This is a genomic window from Xenorhabdus bovienii SS-2004 (assembly GCF_000027225.1).
GTDB lineage: Bacteria > Pseudomonadota > Gammaproteobacteria > Enterobacterales > Enterobacteriaceae > Xenorhabdus > Xenorhabdus bovienii_C.
Map to the genome: position 1 here is coordinate 678,510 of NC_013892.1, position 18,339 is coordinate 696,848.

Annotated in this window: 28 protein-coding genes and 1 tRNA gene; 1 reads left to right on the plus strand and 28 read right to left on the minus strand. The window is 51.1% G+C overall.

All coding sequences use genetic code 11. From position 1 onward, the window contains the following. Positions 1 to 6: 6 nt before the first annotated feature. The 21 genes from XBJ1_RS02870 to XBJ1_RS02980 all read right to left on the minus strand — a co-directional run bounded on the left by XBJ1_RS02870 (position 7) and on the right by XBJ1_RS02980 (position 12,694). A complete protein-coding gene (locus XBJ1_RS02870) occupies positions 7 to 273 on the minus strand; it encodes a phage tail assembly protein T (RefSeq protein WP_012987256.1) in 267 nt (88 codons plus the stop codon). 8 nt (positions 274 to 281) lie between these two features. Continuing rightward, positions 282 to 659 carry a phage tail assembly chaperone gene (locus XBJ1_RS02875; RefSeq protein WP_012987257.1) on the minus strand — a complete coding sequence of 126 codons (378 nt, stop codon included), beginning with the start codon at positions 657 to 659 and terminating at the stop codon, positions 282 to 284. A 2-nt stretch (positions 660 to 661) separates the two neighbouring features. Continuing rightward, positions 662 to 1,129, minus strand: coding sequence for a phage tail tube protein (locus XBJ1_RS02880; RefSeq protein WP_012987258.1), 468 nt, complete (start codon positions 1,127 to 1,129; stop codon positions 662 to 664). A gap of 13 nt (positions 1,130 to 1,142) precedes the next feature. Continuing rightward, complete coding sequence (locus XBJ1_RS02885; RefSeq protein ID WP_012987259.1) at positions 1,143 to 1,478, minus strand: DUF3168 domain-containing protein; 336 nt, start codon at positions 1,476 to 1,478, stop codon at positions 1,143 to 1,145. Continuing rightward, positions 1,475 to 1,918 carry an HK97-gp10 family putative phage morphogenesis protein gene (locus tag XBJ1_RS02890; RefSeq protein ID WP_012987260.1) on the minus strand — a complete coding sequence of 148 codons (444 nt, stop codon included), beginning with the start codon at positions 1,916 to 1,918 and terminating at the stop codon, positions 1,475 to 1,477. The genes XBJ1_RS02885 and XBJ1_RS02890 overlap by 4 nt, the downstream gene beginning before the upstream one ends. Next, positions 1,915 to 2,235 (minus strand): phage head closure protein, encoded by a 321-nt coding sequence (locus tag XBJ1_RS02895; RefSeq protein WP_012987261.1) that lies wholly within the window; start codon positions 2,233 to 2,235, stop codon positions 1,915 to 1,917. Before XBJ1_RS02895 ends, XBJ1_RS02890 begins: the two co-directional genes overlap by 4 nt. Beyond that, the gene (locus XBJ1_RS02900) at positions 2,235 to 2,540 is read right to left on the minus strand and encodes a head-tail connector protein (RefSeq protein WP_012987262.1); all 306 of its coding nucleotides are present in this window, start codon (positions 2,538 to 2,540) and stop codon (positions 2,235 to 2,237) included. The genes XBJ1_RS02895 and XBJ1_RS02900 overlap by 1 nt, the downstream gene beginning before the upstream one ends. A 45-nt stretch (positions 2,541 to 2,585) precedes the next feature. After that, positions 2,586 to 3,797 (minus strand): phage major capsid protein, encoded by a 1,212-nt coding sequence (locus XBJ1_RS02905; protein WP_012987263.1) that lies wholly within the window; start codon positions 3,795 to 3,797, stop codon positions 2,586 to 2,588. Positions 3,798 to 3,811: 14 nt separating this feature from the next. Next, positions 3,812 to 4,465: an HK97 family phage prohead protease gene (locus XBJ1_RS02910; protein WP_041573294.1), complete on the minus strand. Its 654-nt coding sequence runs from the start codon at positions 4,463 to 4,465 to the stop codon at positions 3,812 to 3,814. Next, a complete protein-coding gene (locus XBJ1_RS02915; RefSeq protein WP_012987265.1) occupies positions 4,443 to 5,681 on the minus strand; it encodes a phage portal protein in 1,239 nt (412 codons plus the stop codon). Before XBJ1_RS02915 ends, XBJ1_RS02910 begins: the two co-directional genes overlap by 23 nt. Continuing rightward, positions 5,681 to 5,857 carry a hypothetical protein gene (locus tag XBJ1_RS21960; RefSeq protein ID WP_012987266.1) on the minus strand — a complete coding sequence of 59 codons (177 nt, stop codon included), beginning with the start codon at positions 5,855 to 5,857 and terminating at the stop codon, positions 5,681 to 5,683. The genes XBJ1_RS02915 and XBJ1_RS21960 overlap by 1 nt, the downstream gene beginning before the upstream one ends. Before the next feature lie 9 nt (positions 5,858 to 5,866). Further along, on the minus strand, positions 5,867 to 7,603 hold the full coding sequence (locus XBJ1_RS02925; protein ID WP_012987267.1) for a terminase large subunit: 1,737 nt from the start codon (positions 7,601 to 7,603) through the stop codon (positions 5,867 to 5,869). Between the two features lie 2 nt (positions 7,604 to 7,605). After that, positions 7,606 to 8,067, minus strand: a complete 462-nt coding sequence (locus XBJ1_RS02930; RefSeq protein WP_012987268.1) for a phage terminase small subunit P27 family — start codon at positions 8,065 to 8,067, stop codon at positions 7,606 to 7,608. A 231-nt stretch (positions 8,068 to 8,298) separates the two neighbouring features. Next, positions 8,299 to 8,502 carry a hypothetical protein gene (locus tag XBJ1_RS02935; protein ID WP_012987269.1) on the minus strand — a complete coding sequence of 68 codons (204 nt, stop codon included), beginning with the start codon at positions 8,500 to 8,502 and terminating at the stop codon, positions 8,299 to 8,301. Then, positions 8,499 to 8,849 carry an HNH endonuclease gene (locus XBJ1_RS19345; RefSeq protein WP_038198340.1) on the minus strand — a complete coding sequence of 117 codons (351 nt, stop codon included), beginning with the start codon at positions 8,847 to 8,849 and terminating at the stop codon, positions 8,499 to 8,501. Before XBJ1_RS19345 ends, XBJ1_RS02935 begins: the two co-directional genes overlap by 4 nt. Positions 8,850 to 8,853: 4 nt before the next feature. After that, the gene (locus XBJ1_RS02945; protein WP_012987271.1) at positions 8,854 to 9,213 is read right to left on the minus strand and encodes a hypothetical protein; all 360 of its coding nucleotides are present in this window, start codon (positions 9,211 to 9,213) and stop codon (positions 8,854 to 8,856) included. 87 nt (positions 9,214 to 9,300) lie between these two features. Continuing rightward, positions 9,301 to 9,666, minus strand: coding sequence for a hypothetical protein (locus tag XBJ1_RS02950; RefSeq protein WP_012987272.1), 366 nt, complete (start codon positions 9,664 to 9,666; stop codon positions 9,301 to 9,303). Positions 9,667 to 10,738: 1,072 nt separating this feature from the next. Beyond that, entirely contained in the window at positions 10,739 to 11,218 is a 480-nt protein-coding gene (locus tag XBJ1_RS20480) for a lysis protein (protein ID WP_012987275.1), read from the minus strand. A 10-nt stretch (positions 11,219 to 11,228) separates the two neighbouring features. Beyond that, positions 11,229 to 11,804, minus strand: coding sequence for a phage antirepressor N-terminal domain-containing protein (locus XBJ1_RS02970; RefSeq protein WP_012987276.1), 576 nt, complete (start codon positions 11,802 to 11,804; stop codon positions 11,229 to 11,231). A 168-nt stretch (positions 11,805 to 11,972) separates the two neighbouring features. Continuing rightward, a complete protein-coding gene (locus tag XBJ1_RS02975) occupies positions 11,973 to 12,374 on the minus strand; it encodes a structural protein (protein WP_012987277.1) in 402 nt (133 codons plus the stop codon). Next, complete coding sequence (locus XBJ1_RS02980) at positions 12,374 to 12,694, minus strand: phage holin, lambda family (RefSeq protein ID WP_173346393.1); 321 nt, start codon at positions 12,692 to 12,694, stop codon at positions 12,374 to 12,376. The genes XBJ1_RS02975 and XBJ1_RS02980 overlap by 1 nt, the downstream gene beginning before the upstream one ends. Before the next feature lie 161 nt (positions 12,695 to 12,855). On the opposite strand from XBJ1_RS02980, the gene XBJ1_RS02985 reads away from it, so the two are divergent. Beyond that, positions 12,856 to 13,092, plus strand: coding sequence for a hypothetical protein (locus tag XBJ1_RS02985; protein ID WP_012987279.1), 237 nt, complete (start codon positions 12,856 to 12,858; stop codon positions 13,090 to 13,092). Here the strand turns inward: XBJ1_RS02985 and XBJ1_RS21710 are convergent. The 7 genes from XBJ1_RS21710 to XBJ1_RS03010 form a co-directional block, all read right to left on the minus strand. Further along, positions 13,067 to 13,225 carry a hypothetical protein gene (locus tag XBJ1_RS21710; protein ID WP_158304279.1) on the minus strand — a complete coding sequence of 53 codons (159 nt, stop codon included), beginning with the start codon at positions 13,223 to 13,225 and terminating at the stop codon, positions 13,067 to 13,069. The genes XBJ1_RS02985 and XBJ1_RS21710 overlap by 26 nt on opposite strands. A gap of 134 nt (positions 13,226 to 13,359) precedes the next feature. Beyond that, on the minus strand, positions 13,360 to 13,623 hold the full coding sequence (locus tag XBJ1_RS02990; protein ID WP_012987282.1) for a hypothetical protein: 264 nt from the start codon (positions 13,621 to 13,623) through the stop codon (positions 13,360 to 13,362). Between the two features lie 59 nt (positions 13,624 to 13,682). Then, positions 13,683 to 13,758 (minus strand) — tRNA-Phe (locus XBJ1_RS02995). A gap of 474 nt (positions 13,759 to 14,232) precedes the next feature. Beyond that, entirely contained in the window at positions 14,233 to 15,012 is a 780-nt protein-coding gene (locus XBJ1_RS03000) for an antitermination protein (protein WP_012987283.1), read from the minus strand. Positions 15,013 to 15,014: 2 nt separating this feature from the next. Next, positions 15,015 to 15,161: a hypothetical protein gene (locus tag XBJ1_RS21715; RefSeq protein WP_155270674.1), complete on the minus strand. Its 147-nt coding sequence runs from the start codon at positions 15,159 to 15,161 to the stop codon at positions 15,015 to 15,017. Between the two features lie 181 nt (positions 15,162 to 15,342). Then, positions 15,343 to 18,039, minus strand: a complete 2,697-nt coding sequence (locus XBJ1_RS03005; RefSeq protein WP_012987285.1) for a TOPRIM and DUF927 domain-containing protein — start codon at positions 18,037 to 18,039, stop codon at positions 15,343 to 15,345. Further along, positions 18,033 to 18,338, minus strand: coding sequence for a hypothetical protein (locus XBJ1_RS03010; protein WP_012987286.1), 306 nt, complete (start codon positions 18,336 to 18,338; stop codon positions 18,033 to 18,035). Before XBJ1_RS03010 ends, XBJ1_RS03005 begins: the two co-directional genes overlap by 7 nt. Position 18,339 lies beyond the last annotated feature (1 nt).

Here is an 18,339-nt window from a genome sequence, read left to right on the forward strand (position 1 = left end):
TGTCACCTATGTGAGATTAGCAAAGAAGTTTTCGAAGTCGTCGCCGCTTTCCTCATCGGGATTGCCCCATTGCAGCAGCGCCTCGCTCAGCCCGACTTTGACACCCTGTGACTGATAAACCGCGGAGGCAATTTGCGCGGCCTGAATGTCACCCCGACGGTCGCTGAGGGGGTTTTCGCGGTCGTAGGCCAGCCACAGCATCAGTTCGCTGGCACTTAACCCGCCCTGCAATTCGGACAGGGTTTTACCGAGGCGCAGGGCCAGCGTCAGCATAAAGCCGGTTAATGGAGATCGGACTTTTTTTCGGCTTCATCACCGGTGGTCACCAGACTGAGTGCCTGATGTAACAGGCGGGAATGCACGGGGGCGTAGATATCCATCACGGCCTCCATATCGTCCGGAGTAAAGACCGGTTCACCGTGTTCATCGCACAGCACATCGATAAACAGCACGACATCGGCACGGGTATTGCGCAGCACCTTTTCTGCCGTGGAGAGTGTTCCTTCTTTGTCTGTTGGCGAGGTCACTTCATTCCAGCGGATCCATGCCCCAGCTGACGGTTCACGCAGGGTGACGGTGGCGTTATCCCACTCAGTCACGGTTACCGTTTTGGTGCGAAAGCCCAGTTTCGGGGTTAATGCCAGTTGACGAATATTCATGATTATTGTCCTTCCTGTGTGTTGGTTTGCAGTTTTTTCGCCAGCGGTGTCGGGCGGCCTTTCATGCGCAAGGTGAAGGAGGCGCTGACGATGCCATTGGCGGCAGCCTGCCATGATTCCTGCCTGACCTCAGCCAAGAAGGTATAGCCATTGCCGCTGGGGAACTGGACACGGAAGGCATAGGCTTGGTCGGTGCTGTAGGCGAGGCGCAAAATGTCCTGCCCTTCCTCGTCGGCCGTCCAGTGCCCGGAGAGGGTAATTTCAGCCGGGGCCGCCAGTCCGTTAATCATCTCCTGTTCACGGGAACCGAGCGTAGTGACCTCAATGTCACTTTTTTGACCGCCGGTGTAGTTGATTTCTTTGACGGAAGTGTCAATTGCCACCCATTTTATCAGGGTGCTGGTTGCGTCATTGGCTGCCTCAGCAGAAACCGACAGCGAGGTCGCCAGTGTTTTTTCATACTTAGCCATATTATCTCCGGGATTAGGAATAGATTTTAAATTCGACGGTCGCGCGATACAGCCCCGTGTCATTTTCGTAACTGTTCTCACGTTCTACTTCAAAAGGTTGCAATGTTTTGATGGCACTGAAGGCGTCGCCACAAATCCGGTCGGCGTCGTCCAGCCCGGGCGCGTAGGCATCAATCTGAACCCGCGTCATTTTGACCGACTGGCCGCTCAGTACATCGGTGTAGATACTGTAGGTGGAAAATACGCACCACGGCGCCGCGGTTTTTCTTTCGGTTTGCGGGATTAAATAGGGAAACACCCGGCCGGGCAGTACCGGAACTAACAATGTAAACAAATCGCCGTCTGTCATTTTGCCAGTACCTCATCAATGGCTTTCAACGCCGCATTAAATACCGCGTCGGCGGCGGCATCTGATTTGGATTCAAAGGCCGGATCAATGAACGGCTTCGGGGCCATCCTTGAGGTGCCTTTTTCCAGAAAGCGCCAGTAGTAGGCGTTGCGGGGGTCGTTTTTCTTCATTTTGGGGTCGCTGTTGGTGCCGGATTGATTCGATCCCCGCACATAAACGCCCGAAGAGATGGAGCCGTCCCGCTGTTTTTTGCGGTTAACCGCCATAATGTTCTTTTTGAGTTTACCGGTGCGTTTGGGGGCACGGCTGCGGGTCTCATCGCGCAGCACTTTCGCCCCGGCATACATGCCTTTACGTAGTACTTTGTCGTTCTCAGCCTTGCTGAGCAGCTCCAAATCCCGCGACAGGTCTTTGAGTGCTGAAAGATCCACGGTGGTCATTGTTTTACGCCCTCCTGACAGAGTAATTCCAACAGGGTTAATTTATTGTCCGGCATCACTGCCTGAATGGCGTAAGTTTTGCCCCGGAAAATGATAGCCATGGTGGTGTCGATATCAGCGCGGTAACGCACCCAGAACCGGACAACACTTTCAGATAACACTGCCTTGGCCGCCACCACCTCGCGGCCGCTGATAAATTTCGCCTCCGCCCACACCGTTGCCACGGTGTAGCGTTCGTTGACAACGCCGCCCGAAGACGTCTGTCGGGTGCGGATACCCTGAATCGTGATGCGGTGGCGCAATCGGCCGATATTCATTATTTCCCCCTCATGGGTCTGATCCGGTAGTCGTTAAGCAGCTCTTTAAATCCACTGGCTAATACATTAGGTTCACGGTGTTCATACCAGAACCCCACTGCCAGCATTAAGGCCAGCTTAATTAACGGGGTGATCAGAATGCCGTCAAGATCATCGTCCGGCACCCTGTCTTCATAGAGTTTACGGTTCAGGTAGTTCTCGGCCTTCTCTCTGGCACTGGCAAGATAATTCAGTAACAGGTCATCGTCCTGCGTCTCATCTATCTTGCACTGCAACCGCAGTTCTTCAATGGTGGGTAAGGGCATGGTTCCCCCGGTAAAAAGGCGGCACGGTGGCCGCCATTGGATTGATTATGATTTACCGCCACCCGCTTTCAGCAGTTTCACCGCGTTGCTGTCCACCAGCAAAGACCCCACGCGCTTGGTGGTGTAAAAGTGGATGAACGGCTTGTGGGTGTACGGGTCACGCAATATGCGTACGCCCATGCGATCCAGAATGGTGTAGCAACGCTTGAAGTTACCGAACGCCACCGGCACGGCGTCCGCGCCCACATCGGCAAACTGCTCATTTTCCGCAATGCCGTAGCCCAGCAACGCAGAGGGTTGCCCCAGTTGCAGACCCGGTTGCCACAGATAATTGCCCTGACTGTCTTTCAGGGTGCGCACGGTGAACAGCATCTTGTTGTTCATCATGAACTTTGCCCCGTTGCGGTACGGCTTGCGTAGGGTGTAGATCAGCTGCATGATTTCGTCCGCCGTCACTTCGGTCGGCTTTTTCAGCAGCAGGTGCTGCAAGGTGCCCCACTTGCGCTCTTTGTCGGTCTGCGCGTCACTGCCGTAGGCCAGTAATCCCTTCGGCTTCTTGACCCCGTCGCCGTGGGTAAAGGCGTCTTCTTCCTGCTCGGCAAATTCCTGTGCCAGCTCCGCCGTGATGAAGGCCTCCACATCAAAGAAGGCATCGTCCAGCATGGTCTGGGTGGCGGCGGGATTACCGTAAATCTCACCCCAGGTCGGTTCGATGGGCGTCAGCTTCGGTGTTTTCGTTTCCGGGCGTTCATCGGTTTCGCCGACCCAGCCACTGTTGGTGCCACCCTGATTGACCAGCCGCTTAAAGTTGGGATTACCGACGGACACCACGCTGCATTCTGCCCGCATCACCACTTCATCTTTCAGGGCGCTGATGATATTACGATCCAGCTCTTCGGGAACGGCATAACCGCCCTCGGGATCACTGACGGTCTGCATGGCTTTCTGCTCCAGTTCGGCCAGCCCGTCATCCTTACCCTTGCGGATAAACTGGGTAAAGGCGGTTTTGTGCTCAGACGCGGCCTTGTTATTGCTGCCGCCTGCCGGGCGTTTCAGTCCCGCCAGTTCTTCTTCCAGTGCGGTTTTCAGGCTATCCAGTTCAGACAGCTTGCCGTTCAGGGTGTCAACCTGCCCCGCCAGTTTGCCTTTTTCGGCCTCAATCGCGTCAAAGCGTTTATCATTCTTCTCTTTGAACTCGTCAAAGCGCCCCTTGATTTCCTGCGCGATCTGTTCAACGTCTTTCAATTCAACTGCCATAGTGGACTCCGTGATTATTCAAAAGTAAGGGTTTTTAATGCATTCAAAATGGACACGTCCGTTTCAGCGTCACGCAGAGACAACGCGCCGTACCCCTCAGCCATAAATGCCTTGGCCTGGGAGCGGGAGAGTCCGACGTCGCGCAGGACCCGTTCAATACTTTTTGGGGCGGGAATGTCACCCCGGGCAAAGGCCGATTTCACCTCACTGACCCGGGCTTCGTCATTGGCCGGAAAGGTCACCAGACTCACTTCCCATAAATCGAGTTCTTTCAGTAAAAAGGCCTCTTTCGTCCGGTCGTATTCCCATTCTTTCAGGAGGTAGCCAATCGACAGGCCGGACAGTGACCCCGCTTTCAGGTGGGCATGCGCCCGTTTCGCCAGCGGATCGTCGTCAATCAGCAACCGCCCTTTCAGGTACAGCCCGACCTCATCTTCTTTCATCTCGGTATAGATACCGATGGGTTCGTCCATCCGGTGCTGCCAGAGCAACGCGGGTAAGCCGCCTTTTTCGCCCCACTGCTTCAGCGAGTTTTCAAAGGCACCGGGTAACACAATATCGTCATAACTGTCTTTCACCCCGAACACCGAACCGTAGCCTTCGAACTCGCCGGAGTCGCTGACCGATTTGATTTTCAGGGGGACATCAAGCCGTTTTTTGGTCATCATCGGCATGGGATTCAGTCTCCGTCTTGGGTTTGGGGGGTGAATCGGGATCAGTGGTCATGTTCATCGGGGTCAGGTAGATATCCCCGCCTTCACGCGGGTTCAGTTCTTCCAGTTCCCGGCATTCGTTCGGCGAGTAAATCCCCCAGTTAATGCCCCGGGTGTACGCCTCAAAGCGGGATTTCATGTCCCCGCGCAGCAGCGCCCCGGTGTTGAACTTGGCATAAAACTGCCCTTGCTTAGTCCCTTTCACCAGTCCGGCATTAATCCGCTGCTCGATACGGGTCAGGTATGGCACCAGTGAATAATTAATGAAACCGATCCCCAGATTTTCAATGTTATTAAAGGTCGCCCGGTCGGTGTTCTGCACCATATGCAGGGGAACACGGAAGATGCGGCAAATCTCCTCAAGCTGAAATTTGCGGGTTTCCAGAAACTGGGCGTCTTCGGCGGACAGGCTAATCTGTTTCCATTGCAGCCCCATCTCAAGGATCATTGGTTTATGGGCGTTGACCAGTCCCTGATGGCGGGATTCAAAATCCGCTTTCAGGCGGTCAAAGGCGTCATCGGTCAATGACTGATCCGTTTGCAGTACGCCACTGGTCACGGCACCGTTACCGAACAGCCGGGAGCCGTGCTCTTCGGTGGCCAGCCCGAGTCCAATCGCCTGCCGCGCATAGGCAATCGGGCTTAATCCGATCAGGCCATCCAGTGTGAAGATACGCACATGCCAGATCTCATCCTGGGTCAGTGTCCGGCTATCCCCGTTCGGGAAGGTGACCTGATATTCCGGCAACCAGTCACTGTTCAGTTTGGGTACAACGCTGCCCGGCTCAAGGGGCAGGAGTTCCACCACTTCGCCGAGCGCCTTGACTTTGTAGGCGTAGAAGTTGCCGCGCAGACACAGACAGGCAATCAGCAGCTCCCAGAATTCCTGGGGCGTCATGTAGTTGTTGGGTTTTACCGACAGCAGGGTGTTCAGCCGTTCGCGGGTCGCCCGTTTGTTCCCCCGCGCCAGTTGTTCATACAGCGAACAGGGCAGCATGCCGACCGATTCCGCCAGTACCCGCACGCAGCTAAAAACGGCGGTAAGCTGCATGGCCATCCGGGGGCTGACCCGCCGTCCGGTGTAGGTGTCATACGACAGGCCGATCAGTTCACTGAGTTCCCGTGAGGTCATCGGGTCGGCGGATTTTCGAAACAGTCCGGGAAAGAACATCAGGCCCCCTTACCGGGTTTATGACCCAACATGCGGGAGACCAGATAAGACCAGCCCAGACACAATACGCCGGCGACCATAAATCCCGCCGCCGGCAGCAGCAGCCACGCCCCGTAAGACAACAGGCCGCCGCCTGCCAGTCCAACCAGCAGGGCAACAAAGATTAATATTTTCATGAAAGTACCTCAGAGGGCGCGTAAACCCCGGGCCATCAGTACATCGGACAGGCTTTCCGGTTGCTCGCCCCCGTTCACCAGCAAGCGGCTTATGGCGGTAAACAGGGCAACGGGGCCGTCTATCTTGGCTTCCGGTGTGGATTTGTTCGGGAAAATGTTGTCGTTCTTGTCAGGTTTGGCGGTGACGTTGCTCATCATCCAGTTCATGACCGGGTGACCGTTATGGTGGAACTGGCCACTGTAGACCAGCGCTTCCAGCGATTTCATGGCTTCCGACAAATTGCGGACTGTCTGGGAGACCTCAATCAGCGGCAACCCTTCTTCGGCCAGTGCCCGGCTGAACTGGGTGGCACTCCACGGGTCAAAGCCGATTTCTTTCAGGTTCTCCCCGGCGACCCAGTGCTGCAATTCTTCCTTTATCTGGGTGTGATCGACGACTTCACCGTCCGTCAGGGTCAGGGCGCCCATCTCTCCCCACTTACGGTAGAGTTCGGCCATCTGGCGGGAGCAGCGTTCAATCCGGTCTTCCGGCAGCCAGAATTTAAAGTCGGCATGCACATGCCCGTTATTACCCTGCCAGACCTTGACGGCGGCACAGATATCTATCTTGTTCGCCAAATCCACCCCGACCCACATCGGGTAAGTTTTCAGCTCATGCGGCGGGGCAAGCGGTTCGCTGTCGTCCCATTTGAGCATGTCCATCCACGCCGATTCGGCGGTGACCCACAGGTTCATGTGTTTGGTGAAGAAGTTATGCCGGGCAGACACCTGCTCTCTGGCTTTTTTCGCCAGCCGCCGCAGGTCATCCCAGCGCTTGCAGATCCCCAGCCCCGGATTGGCCTTTTGCCAGACCGTTTCATCAAAGGGATCGTCCTCTTTGTCGAGGGTGTAGATAATGCCGAAGAAGGTGTCATCATCCACCTGACCGCGCAGCACCTTGACGGCGTAGTCACGCAGCTCGTAACAGATGCCTTCCTTGTTGAAGCCTGCCGTGGTGATGCCGAACAGCAATGATTGCAGCCGGGCACCGGTGGCGGTTTCCAGTACGTCCCACACATCGCGGGTCTTGTGGGCATGCAGCTCATCGACAATGCCGCAATGGATATTGAGGCCGTCAAGGTTGTTGGCGTCACTGGACAGTGGCTCAAACTTGGACGCCGACTGCTCCTGATAAATCGCCAGCTTATTGAACGCAAACAGCCGCCCGAGTGTGGGTCTGGCCTGTTTGATCATGTTCTTCGCGTCCTCAAATACAATCCGCGCCTGATCACGGGTCGTGGCCGCCGAATAGACTTCCGCCCCGCCCTCGCTGTCCGCCCCGGTCATGTACAACCCGATGCCCGAGGATAAGGTCGATTTGGCATTTTTACGGGCGACTTCGTTATAGGCGGTACGATAACGGCGCACCATCACCGGGCGGCCACTGCCATCATTGCGCAGGACAATTTCGCCGGTCTGTTCATCAATCAGCGGACGGACAAAACCGAAGATATTAATCAGAATAAAAACATGCCAGTCCATCAGTTCAATGGGCTGGCCTGCCAGTGCCCCCTTGACATGGGGGACAAATTTATAAAAGTTCAGGATATGCTGGGCGCGGGGTTCGCTAAAGCTGATCCCCCGTTCTTCACCGTGCGCCAGATCATCCAGAAAACGCTGACAAGCCAGTGTCACCAGCTCGCCGGACACAATCTCACCCGCCACAACGCGTTCCGCGTAGCGAATACCTTCAGCCACTTTTGCCATGATCAGTCCCTCATTTGTAAAAACTCAGTCAGGGGATCGGCTTTGTCTTCTCCGGTGATGTTGACCTTGGATCGACTGGAGGGCGACATGCCGAACGCACTCAGCATGGCGTGAATACGTTTCCACGCATCGGCTTTCATGCCTGCCGCAGGGTGAGCTTTAATTAATCCCTGATCGGTTCGGTATGTGTAGCCTTCTGTCTCCAGTGTTTCACAGTGCGTTCTGTATTCGACGTAGGCTTCAATCAGCAATTCAAGGGCTTTGGCATCAAGGCTGGTCAGCACGCCGACTTTATCCAGTTCCCCGGCGATCCGCTCGTGCCAGTACCTGCCCATTTTCCCGAAATGTTTGGGGACATGGGGTACCCCTTTTCCCGGCATCGGTTCATTGGCGTTAATCGGCCGTTTTGATGGGTTCCCCCTCACCAGACGCAGGTGGGTCGGGGTTGGCGGTCGTCCTGCCATGTGATTTCTCCTGTAAAATGGCGCAGTTGGGGCACCCCAAAAAAAGGTTTGCATTTCGCGGCGATGTGAAAAGAGGTAAGGCGGCGGTCCCTTGGGGCGAGAGTGGCAGGGATTTGACCCGCCCCTCCCCTTGCGTGACCATGACTGATGATATTGTTACTGACGGAATTAAAATCATCTCAGGGTAGCAGTCACCATGACCATTGCACTTGATATGATGCAATGATGAGATCAAATATAAATGTCGACCCCCTCACCCGCCATCTCATCAGTTACCGTGAAGGTTACGTTCAGTGTGGGGTGAACACCCTCAGAGTTAGTTTCAATCACGACCTGCTGCTGGTTCGACAGCAACATGCCATCCACACTCAGGGCATAACCCTTGAAGTGACCACCCTTATACAGGCGTGACAGTTTCACTTGTTTCTCACTCATCGTAATCGCTCCGTCGCGGTCTTCGCCCTATGGCAAGACCAGCATAATAGAACCAGATTTGTTAACGCATCCGTGCCACCGTGTGCCTTGGGCTTGATGTGGTCAACAGTCACACCTGTCACTGCCCGTCCATTGCGTAAGCACTGTTGGCATAAGTGTTTATCTCTGGCCTTGATGGTGGCTCTGAGCTTGTCCCACTTGCTGCCATAGCCGCGTTCATGTCGGCTCTTGCCTTGCTGGTGGTTCTCCCAGCCGGTGTGAAGGTGATCGTTGCAGTAGCCACTTCGGTCAGTGGTGGTCTTGGGGCAACCCTGCTTGCGGCAGGCTCTCGGTATTCTTGGCGGCATCACATCACCATTTGGAGAACAATCCGCCTCGTTCACTCTCACGGGTGACGAACTGGCGTATCTCTTCACGGATTATCTGACGGAGGTGATCGTCGTTATCCTTTATTACCGCTTGGGGTATGACCGCCTCTTTCATGTAAACCTTTCCGGCTACATCGAAGACCTTGAAGCTATCGGCAGCAATTCCAGCCTTAGCACCTGTATCTACTGACAGTTTCATATCTGCGTCATAGCGACGACCATTAATGCGATCCACTTGTTCAGCGATACGCTTTAGTTGTGTCTCAAGCTGGTTCAGTGTGTCAGTGTCATATTTGATACCAACAGTGATGTCATATGTTGCCGTGCCTGTACTTTGTGTCATGTTCTGTTCTCCAAAAAGAAAATGCCACCCTGTTAACTGATGGCCTTATTGATAACCTACTCTGCACCTTTATGTAGCAGTTCCACATCATCGTCTTAATAACGCAGAGCCGGGAAACCCATCAAATGGCAATGGTTTTAATTTCTCCAAATCTTTCTTAGTTGAAGGATTTAGTTTTATTGATGGTTCTCCTGCCTCCTGACACCAGATATTAAATTCGTGTACTGCGTGCATCAGGTCACTGTCCACAAGGGCAATATCCTTCATCTGACTTTGCATGAGATCCCTGTCAAACTCGGCAATTTCAGGTATCCGGTAGCCATCACTAAATGTCAGCCTTGAAGTTTCATCTCTCAGTTTATAAACACATTGGTGCCTTCGCGTGTGTAAAGCCTCTATCTTTTCTCTTAACACCTTACAACGCCCAATCGCTTCATAGTTCAGTTCTGTCATAGTGACCTCTATATGTGTGGTTAATCCAATATCCGATTATCGGACTTTGCTTTTCTACATAGCGATCACGACTCAATGAATCATGATGGCAATACAGGCCGTCTCTCCGGCTGTCACACCGCTTCTTCTGCCTACAGCGGATGTTGCTGATAATGACTGTCTGGGGCATTGATTATTTTTGATTCTGACCTGTACGCTCGATGCAAAGGGAACATGTCATGGCTAATACAGGCAGACGGCGATAACCCGACGCGGTGAAATGCTGATACAAAAATGCCACCCGCGTTAACTGATGGCGTGGGGGATTCCTTTAACCACTCAAGGGAATGGGTAAAGGAATATTTTGTTGAGTTTCAAGCGTTAACTAATTGTTAAATATTATTCGTTTGTTGTTAGGCGGAAATGGGTTTAATTGTTGTTGCAATAATGTTACTTCAATCGAAATATAGAGAATAAAATGAAAAAATATCTTCTTCTTTGCCTAGTAGCAGGCACGACTCTTTTAGCTTCGATGCAGACTTATGCTTCTATTTGCTCGATGCATCCCAGTAACACCCAAGACTGGAGGAACTGTATAAGTTGGTGTATGGCAGTAAATCCTGACGTTCCAGGCTCCTACATGACGTGTCTATTTGGAATGGCAATTAATACGATGAACCATTTGCACACGTAAATATTCAAGGTAGTGATGTCTCCAGCAGCTACCTTTGAATATTGATAAAACTTGAGTTGCCGATATTTGAATATCTGGTTATGCATTTTCCGATTGGTTTTGTACTCACCTTTGGATAATCCATTCATCGTTATTTGCCCCCTTACACTCGGTATTAACATAATCCTGCCACCCCAGTATCATTTGCGCTGGGGTGATGATCACTTGATTATTCCTGTTAACTTGATTACGTAATAATCACCGGGACATAAACTGCAAATGAAATCGGCAACATCAAACAACCAATCGGGCAACCAGTTTCGTACCGCCAATCTACACTCACCATGAACGTCACCGACATACACTGGAATCAATCCCATGAATAGGCCATAGTGGTCATAGTCACGCTTAATCTCATCTTTAGTGAGATGTTTGAATATTGCCATCATTCCCCCTGCATTCAGTATTAACGTATTCCTGCAAATACCTTAGTTTTGCTCGGTCGCTGATGATGCTTTCTCGGATATCGAGAACAGTTGATCCAGTTTCTCCAGAGAGTTCGACGGTGGTTGCATCGCCCACGCTGCCGGAGGCAACGGTTTCAGACACGGGACAGATGGCTTTGATGCGCAACTTGCGACGACCAGCGGCAACATCAGCCCGAAGAGTATCAATTTCAGATTTGGCATTGTCGAGTTCCTGCCTGTGTTTGGAGTCCAGTTCAGCAAGGCGCTGGATACGTTTTTGCTGTTCGTTTATAGCGATGAGTTGAGTTTGATGCTTCGTGTCCAGCTCGCTATAATCTTGAGCCTTTTGCTGATACTCACTGTAAAAGAACCAGAGCAGGCCGGAGACGACCACCAGAGCACCCACCGTGAAATACTGGCTGTTGAATTTCATGTCATTCGCCTTATTTCGTTCGTGTTGTTTTGCCCTTGCCTATTTCGGCCAGAACAAAATCCAGAGCTAAACCAGCAATCTCTTCGGTCAATCCTCTTATTTTGCTTTTATGTTCGACACTGACGTGCTTCCATGCGTTAAGGCCAGTACCAAACACACTGGCTATCTGCTTGTCTCGTTTAAATTCAGCACAGGCCTCATTCAGCTCTTCCATCACACTACGCTTGCGGGGGTTGATTGCTATCCCTTTTGTCCAGTAATCATAAAGCACATCATCGCACTCATCCTGATAGCGGATCACCTTGTCCCTAATTTCAGGTTTAACTTTATTGGGGTAGATGGTTTGTAACCACCCCGCCAATTTACGTAGAGCTAAGCAAACTACATCTCTGCGTTGTTTATCATCAGGGAGCTGCATTGTGATGTTCACAACGGAGGTATTAAATCTTTGTTTTAACTTAGTATATTGTGACGCCCAATCCATCCCCATGCCTTCAACAATCGGTCTCATTGGTACATACGGTTCATTGTTGTATTCCACAACATAGAGTTCATCGTTATAAAAAGGGACTGTAATGGTATGCATCTTGCGTATTCCTATAGAAATAAGAGCCTGCTGACGTAGAAATATCGCCTCATGAAAGGTCGCCACCTGGCGATATCTCTCAGGCTCTATTTCTATAAGCTCATGATTGGATTTAGCGCACGTCAGTACGCAGATAAAAAGAAGCCCCGCGATTGCGAGGCTCAGGATTCAGAGTAAATTAAAGGCTTTCTCAAACGTTGCCTCTGAATACGGTTGCTTGCCGTTCTCGTGCCGGATAATGGACTTAGCCAATGCAATCAATGTGACCTTATCAACGCTAATGACCTGATGAGGATCAACACCTAGCGCCTTGGCCACACCATTGATATAAGCCGAAGTGTTGTTTTCGTTAGTGGGTGCCCAGCGGTCTATCATCTTCGCGACGGTCTGATAGCCTTTTTTGTGGTAATTGCACAACAGCTTCATCAGTGCCCGAATACCATACTCTGGTGACTCAAACCGACAGAACCGAGATTCAATCTTCGGGTCGTGGGGCAATTGACCCTGCCACTTATTCGCTGAGTTGTGGTCAATGTTGCCGGGATTGTTATTGCGAATGCCTCTGCTCATTATTTATCTCCCAACCGTTTATTGATGGCACGGATAGCAAACTCACGTATTTTTTCAACGCCAATAAAACCAATGACACCACCGATTGCCGGCGCGAAACTACTGGGAACGCCAAACATCTCTAAGCCACTGGACACGCTCCATGACAAGGCACCACAGAGCAGCGCTTCGACCCAACGGTTCTTGCGTTCTACACCGTCATAAATCAGGCGGCCATAACAGATAGCTATTGCCAAAACAGAGCCGGATATCTGCGGCCACGAATTTTGCAGGCCATTGAGCAGCTCAGCCCATACATCAGGATTTTCTTTCATCTTCATATTCCACCCCATTTGAACAATGGGCGTCCGTGGGGTGAGCTATGGTCGCCCCTGTGAGTTAGTTAAAAGTAATAAGTTGATACTTAAGGTATGTTGTTAGATCAGCCAAACATTAACTAATCAATAGAGGGATGGCTGATTACCTCTGTGAAGGATAAAAAATGAGCTACGAATTTGAAAAAATCAAAGTTGACGAAATTAATCTAGAAGATATGACTTATGCAGTTCCAGTACTGTTCACTATTTTGGCCGGGATGGTCACAAACAAAGAGCCTGAAAAATTGGATCAGCTCTATAAATTGTTCGATAAGGTTTTAGAAAACAATGAAGATGGAACAAGTCGAGAGTCAATAGCCTTAGTTGGACAAATAACTAAATTTTCCCTAAGCGAAAAATAATCCTTCCATCACATTTACGCAGAATAGCCATATCATTTTCAATTATACAGCTCGCAGATTTATTTTTTTCAACGAGCTGTTTTTCCAACCCAACAACCTTTCTTTCCAGTTCTTCAATACGATTTTCCATCATTCACCTCACGAGTGAGTTAATAGGATGCCGACCGCAATAGGAGATACGGAGGTACGGAGGTACTGGGAGTGATTGCGGCGGCAAATTAGATAATAAGCAATATCGAGCGCCCAAATATAGACGCTCTGTATTGGTTACTGTATGGAACCAGCTACAAGTCCACTTCGGCCTCGACAGACCGTGCGAACAGTGTCACCCGTCAGAGTGGTAATGTAGGCTTGGTCTGTTTTTTTGATGTCGTGATTAATCAGATTGCCGTTCTGGCTATGCTCGACACGGGCAATAACATTATCAGCGACATCTTTCGGGAAAAACTCCAGACGGTACATGTCTCCCAAGATCCATGACTCTTCTACTGAACGACCGTTTCTTTCTGTGATTAGCTTTAATGCGTACATGGTTAATTTCCTCATTGCGTAGGTAACAAAAAAGGCCACCTAAGTGACCTTCGATAATTTGGTGGAACCTCTCGGAATCGAACCGAGTCCTGATGCTCTTCAGGCATCCGCGCGAACCCTCTACGCCAAAGTTCCAGATATAGAAAAGGCCACGCCATGCGCAGCCTTGAATTTGAACTAGTTGGTTTCACCAACAGGTTGAGTTATCCATGGGGATCAAGGTGCTGCTCATATCACCCGAAATAATATTTAACCAATTGATTTTACAGTGATATAAGGTGCTGTCCGACCCCGATCGAGTTGTGGAGGCAGGTGCTGATCTCCTGCATCGGTTTCTAGATACTCTCAGGGGCTTAGCCTAATCCGCAGAGGCCGCCTCTAGATGGTGTGCGGTACATCCGATAGTCCATACACTGCCAATCAGCCTTGGCATTCTCCACAACGGTAAGATAACTCATTCAAAAGCAACCTTACCGTTGCAGAAAGCAAAAAACCCCGCACTGGGCGAGGTTTAAAATTCGTAGTGAGTATAGTTACAAGTTCCCACTATTTGGAGATATTAAGCCATCTTTATGCAAAATGCAAATACTGTTGATGACATAAAACAGTTTATTTTGTTACCTTGCTAAACATAGCTTCCGCACTGCTTTCTTCGGCGTAACACTTACCTACCAGCTTTTCATAAAAGGGCTTCCAGTTACGAGACCATGATGATTGAGTCAATGCAGGAACAAGCGCCTTGATAGCCGTGTAAGCTACTGATGATGGCACCCGGCTGTAACCCCGGCCTGAGCATCGGGGGCAGATTTTATCAACCGGTACGCCCTGCAAGGCGGTCTTTTCCTCATCAACGACTACACCCCGCCCCTTGCAGCGACAACGACTTGACAGCGTGCCTTTACCATTACACTTCTGGCAAAGTTCACCCACCTGCTCTTTTTCAATCCACGGCGCCATAATCACTTCACCGTCCGCACGAATAATGCCGGGATGTTTTTCAACTTCTTTTATGCCGTAGATAAGCCCTTTCCCGCGACATTCCGAACACTGACAAGTAGACGCCGCTGAACGGGCATAATCTTCAAACGCCATCTTCGATAAGATAACCAGACAGGGCCCCAGTTTATTCCCTGCTGCTTTGGATATCAGCTTAGGAACAGTTCGCCTTGCGTATCGGGTCAGTTCTTCTACCGTGCTGAACCTGTCTTCTTCACTGACCTCGTTCTTGGCGAAAAATGCCGCCATGCCGAACTTGGCTTGTGATCCCGCCATCCCCAAAGCTGCTGCGGTATCCATTCCTTTCATTCTGTCCGGTGCGGTACTGGTTGACGCATCACTGAACGTCGGTGTTTTCGGGTGAAAGTGTTTTAATGCTGATTCGAGTTTCATTATTACGCTGTCTCCCCCACCAGATTCAGGATAATCCTGTCGGTCAGCTCACGATCATGGAACCGCTCCTCGGATTGAGTACAAGATCCCGGCAGAATACCCGCGAAAACATTGATTTTCTGACGGTATAATTTACGTAATTTTCTCATAATGCCTCCAATGGCCTGCCAAAAAGACAATTTTTACCCGTTCGATGTTGTCTCAAAACCCCTGTTTGTTGTCTCATGTTGTCTCAATTTAAAAACTAAAATAATTACAATTCATACAGTTAATAAAAATGAGACAACCGAGACAACTGAGACAACAGATTTTAGCCCTCACATGAGGAGATCAGTCTTCTTCGTCTGATTCAGGCACCAGCACCATGATGTAAGCCCGTTGCTGAATACCCCCCAGATGCTTAAGACGGGGTGTCTTGCCCTGATAGCTCCTGCCACTGGCCGGCTTTTTGAGTATGTCGCTTTTCACTAACGTGTCTGCGAACATATCCACGTTAAAACCCCGGGCGATCTCCTGCTTAAAAGTCGCGGGTAAGGTATAGAAAATCATCGGATCATTATCATGAAGGCCTTTCTTTTCCCGATACCCAGCCAAATCCCGAATCGGTAAGTCCCGTTCATCATAGGGCAGAGGGGCATAGCGGCTCATGCCATGGGCGTTAAGAAAGGAAACGGCCTGCTCGACAATCTGTTCACCTTCTTTGTTGCCGGTCCCAAACTCCGCCACCCAGACATTAAAGATATATTGCAGCACATCGCGGCAATCCTGCGCCTTCCAGCCCGTAATGACCCGCCCCAGCATTAAAGCCGCCTCCAGCACCGCAAAGCGATCACTGACCCGTTGTACCTGCTCACCATAACTTTCCGGTATCAGCTTGCCCCACCGTGATTGCGCCGCGATATACGCCTGTCTGGCCTCCTCATGGTGTGACGATAGATAACCGATCCATTCCCGCCCTGCCGCACCATGATGTTCACGACAGCCCCGCTTTAACGCATCCGCATGCGCCTTGCCATTTTCTGAACCGTGCAAGGTCTTGGCCCTTTCCATCGGAATATTCAGCAATCGGACTAATTGCCCGGCATTAATTTTAATCCCGGCCTCCATCAAGAACGTGGGGATATCTTTCTCACCGGTACTGATCGCCACGGTTCGCCAGCTTGCCAAAGGACGGTTACCGCCTTCTTTCGCCCCCTGTATTTTCCCCTTGCCATTAAACAGGGTATAGGCTGAGGTGTGGACATGCTTAGGGTTCGCACCCTGTCCGACCTCATCGAGTGACAACAGGCCGTCATTGTGTGCCAATGCTTCGTTAGCAATACCCAGCGCAGTGCCATACCACGTCAGCCGTTGCTCATCCGGTTTACCGTATAGGCTGGTTGCAATGTCAGCCGTCGTGGTTTTCCCGGCAGTAGATTGCGCATACAGATGGACACCAAACCCGTCCGCCCCCACAATTCCTATCATCGGGGCCGCTAACGCCGTCGCAATGCCCAGCATCATAAAGGGGTTATTATTCGCCAGCCGTGCCACCTCTTCACGCCAGCTGTCAGTTGTCCCTGAAACGGTATAGGCATTCGCCGCGGCACTGCCCCCGTTAAACAAAACAGGCTGCTGAGGTACGCCAATCACCGAACCGTCCGGCATGATATACGCCCCTTTATGCCAGCCTGATTTTGCCGTCATACTCCAGATTTCTTTTGTGTGGCTTCGTATCAGCCAGTCAGCCAGGATCGCCCTGAGATTACTTTTTGTTGTGACTTGCACACCGCCCGCTTTGAGCATTCGCCAGCCTTCGCGTTCTCCAATGTCGGCCGACGCTACCCCTTTAATGACCGGGTCTTTACTGCCCTTCGCTTTCCAACGGACTATCAGGTATTGCTCGTCATTTTCATCAATGCCCGTGCCGATGACATCAATCGGTGAACACAGCCATTGTTCCGGTTTGATGATTTCCCCGGTTTCTTTGTCTAATTTCGGGGTCACGTAAAAAACCCCGGTGTGGCGCACATCAATAAACGGTATCAGGGGATCACGTTCTTTCTCACGATGGTCATCTAAATTAATCACCACTGACTTTAACACTGACGCTTTCTCCCCTGCCTGATGCAATCCTTGGCTGAATGCCTGCTTTGCCGCTTCGATGCCGTGACACTGGCGGTAATCGTCCCAGTCCGCTTTATCTTCCGTGGGCGGCCATGTGACCCAGCCCCTGACAGATTTGGCCGCTTTTTCTGCTGAAATTTTCCCCACATTCTTATGACCGGACTTCATATCGTTGTCAGCCGCCAGAATGATTTTCGCATCAGGCCACCGTTCCCTGACGTGTCCGGCAACAGCGAATAGATTCCCTTCATCAATCGCAGCCAGCACCACGCCATCATGCAACTGGCTGACGGTTAACGCGGTTGCATAACCCTCAGTAATGATGATCGTGTCCGGTGTTTCGGTTACCCCGGATAAGGGGATAAAACTCCCCTTTTTCTGTGAGCCTGAGACAAGGCGCTTTTCACCGTTTGGCTTGATCGTCTGTGCGCCTGTTACGGTTCCGTCTAACGCTTGCATGACCAGTAACAAAGAGCCGTCTTTCAATAGCTTCTGATGGGGGCATTGCAGCCCCTTGTTAGTCAGATAGTCGGATTGCCCGATCGTGGTTTGAGCCACCAGCTTTTTAATTCTTTCGGCTATCAGGGGAGCTCCTGATTTGGGAGCTTCCTTTCTGGCAGGCTCAGGCAGTGGCAGCGATAACGCCTGAGAAACCTCTTTAGCCGCCTCAATAATCGTGATCCCCTTCGCCCTGACCAGCAAATCCAGCCCATCACCGTGATTCGGCTCATCACACTGGCGACAATGCCAGTCACCGTTCCCATGATCGTCCATGAAGTGAAAACGGTCAGTGCCACCGCATATCGGGCAAGCTCCATGCTTCCCCTTTGCCGGAACATCCACCCCACAGGCAGCCAGCAAACCCTGCCAGTGATCCTTAGCCGCCATTTTCACTGAACGGATATCAATATGACTTACCATTTGGGGAACCTCTCGCGGTGATGAATTTCAAAATCCGCGTGCTGTGCTGTGTCATTCAGGGCTTCGGCAATTCGGGGCAGGTACATCAGGGCTTCACCGATACGGCGTAAATCGTCCCTTGCCTGACAATCTGCATAGTTCTCATTATCGGCAGACCAGAAAGCCAGTTCCCCCATCGCTGACATTGCCGCCATCACTGCGCTATGTGCTCCATCTGAATGCTTACGCAGATCTTTAATTTCCTCAGTGCTCATGGTGCTAAAGTTGTTGCGTACTAAGTGGTTATAGATATCAGACATA

Excerpts from the sequence above, each read along its gene's own strand:
- XBJ1_RS02870 (WP_012987256.1), bottom strand. The coding sequence starts at position 273 with ATGCTGACGCTGGCCCTGCGCCTCGGTAAAACCCTGTCCGAATTGCAG.
- XBJ1_RS02875 (WP_012987257.1), bottom strand. The coding sequence starts at position 659 with ATGAATATTCGTCAACTGGCATTAACCCCGAAACTGGGCTTTCGCACC.
- XBJ1_RS02880 (WP_012987258.1), bottom strand. The coding sequence starts at position 1,129 with ATGGCTAAGTATGAAAAAACACTGGCGACCTCGCTGTCGGTTTCTGCT.
- XBJ1_RS02885 (WP_012987259.1), bottom strand. The coding sequence starts at position 1,478 with ATGACAGACGGCGATTTGTTTACATTGTTAGTTCCGGTACTGCCCGGC.
- XBJ1_RS02890 (WP_012987260.1), bottom strand. The coding sequence starts at position 1,918 with ATGACCACCGTGGATCTTTCAGCACTCAAAGACCTGTCGCGGGATTTG.
- XBJ1_RS02895 (WP_012987261.1), bottom strand. The coding sequence starts at position 2,235 with ATGAATATCGGCCGATTGCGCCACCGCATCACGATTCAGGGTATCCGC.
- XBJ1_RS02900 (WP_012987262.1), bottom strand. The coding sequence starts at position 2,540 with ATGCCCTTACCCACCATTGAAGAACTGCGGTTGCAGTGCAAGATAGAT.
- XBJ1_RS02905 (WP_012987263.1), bottom strand. The coding sequence starts at position 3,797 with ATGGCAGTTGAATTGAAAGACGTTGAACAGATCGCGCAGGAAATCAAG.
- XBJ1_RS02910 (WP_041573294.1), bottom strand. The coding sequence starts at position 4,465 with ATGATGACCAAAAAACGGCTTGATGTCCCCCTGAAAATCAAATCGGTC.
- XBJ1_RS02915 (WP_012987265.1), bottom strand. The coding sequence starts at position 5,681 with ATGTTCTTTCCCGGACTGTTTCGAAAATCCGCCGACCCGATGACCTCA.
- XBJ1_RS21960 (WP_012987266.1), bottom strand. The coding sequence starts at position 5,857 with ATGAAAATATTAATCTTTGTTGCCCTGCTGGTTGGACTGGCAGGCGGC.
- XBJ1_RS02925 (WP_012987267.1), bottom strand. The coding sequence starts at position 7,603 with ATGGCAAAAGTGGCTGAAGGTATTCGCTACGCGGAACGCGTTGTGGCG.
- XBJ1_RS02930 (WP_012987268.1), bottom strand. The coding sequence starts at position 8,067 with ATGGCAGGACGACCGCCAACCCCGACCCACCTGCGTCTGGTGAGGGGG.
- XBJ1_RS02935 (WP_012987269.1), bottom strand. The coding sequence starts at position 8,502 with ATGAGTGAGAAACAAGTGAAACTGTCACGCCTGTATAAGGGTGGTCAC.
- XBJ1_RS19345 (WP_038198340.1), bottom strand. The coding sequence starts at position 8,849 with ATGCCGCCAAGAATACCGAGAGCCTGCCGCAAGCAGGGTTGCCCCAAG.
- XBJ1_RS02945 (WP_012987271.1), bottom strand. The coding sequence starts at position 9,213 with ATGACACAAAGTACAGGCACGGCAACATATGACATCACTGTTGGTATC.
- XBJ1_RS02950 (WP_012987272.1), bottom strand. The coding sequence starts at position 9,666 with ATGACAGAACTGAACTATGAAGCGATTGGGCGTTGTAAGGTGTTAAGA.
- XBJ1_RS20480 (WP_012987275.1), bottom strand. The coding sequence starts at position 11,218 with ATGAAATTCAACAGCCAGTATTTCACGGTGGGTGCTCTGGTGGTCGTC.
- XBJ1_RS02970 (WP_012987276.1), bottom strand. The coding sequence starts at position 11,804 with ATGCATACCATTACAGTCCCTTTTTATAACGATGAACTCTATGTTGTG.
- XBJ1_RS02975 (WP_012987277.1), bottom strand. The coding sequence starts at position 12,374 with ATGAGCAGAGGCATTCGCAATAACAATCCCGGCAACATTGACCACAAC.
- XBJ1_RS02980 (WP_173346393.1), bottom strand. The coding sequence starts at position 12,694 with ATGAAGATGAAAGAAAATCCTGATGTATGGGCTGAGCTGCTCAATGGC.
- XBJ1_RS02985 (WP_012987279.1), top strand. The coding sequence starts at position 12,856 with ATGAGCTACGAATTTGAAAAAATCAAAGTTGACGAAATTAATCTAGAA.
- XBJ1_RS21710 (WP_158304279.1), bottom strand. The coding sequence starts at position 13,225 with ATGATGGAAAATCGTATTGAAGAACTGGAAAGAAAGGTTGTTGGGTTG.
- XBJ1_RS02990 (WP_012987282.1), bottom strand. The coding sequence starts at position 13,623 with ATGTACGCATTAAAGCTAATCACAGAAAGAAACGGTCGTTCAGTAGAA.
- XBJ1_RS03000 (WP_012987283.1), bottom strand. The coding sequence starts at position 15,012 with ATGAAACTCGAATCAGCATTAAAACACTTTCACCCGAAAACACCGACG.
- XBJ1_RS21715 (WP_155270674.1), bottom strand. The coding sequence starts at position 15,161 with ATGAGAAAATTACGTAAATTATACCGTCAGAAAATCAATGTTTTCGCG.
- XBJ1_RS03005 (WP_012987285.1), bottom strand. The coding sequence starts at position 18,039 with ATGGTAAGTCATATTGATATCCGTTCAGTGAAAATGGCGGCTAAGGAT.
- XBJ1_RS03010 (WP_012987286.1), bottom strand. The coding sequence starts at position 18,338 with ATGTCTGATATCTATAACCACTTAGTACGCAACAACTTTAGCACCATG.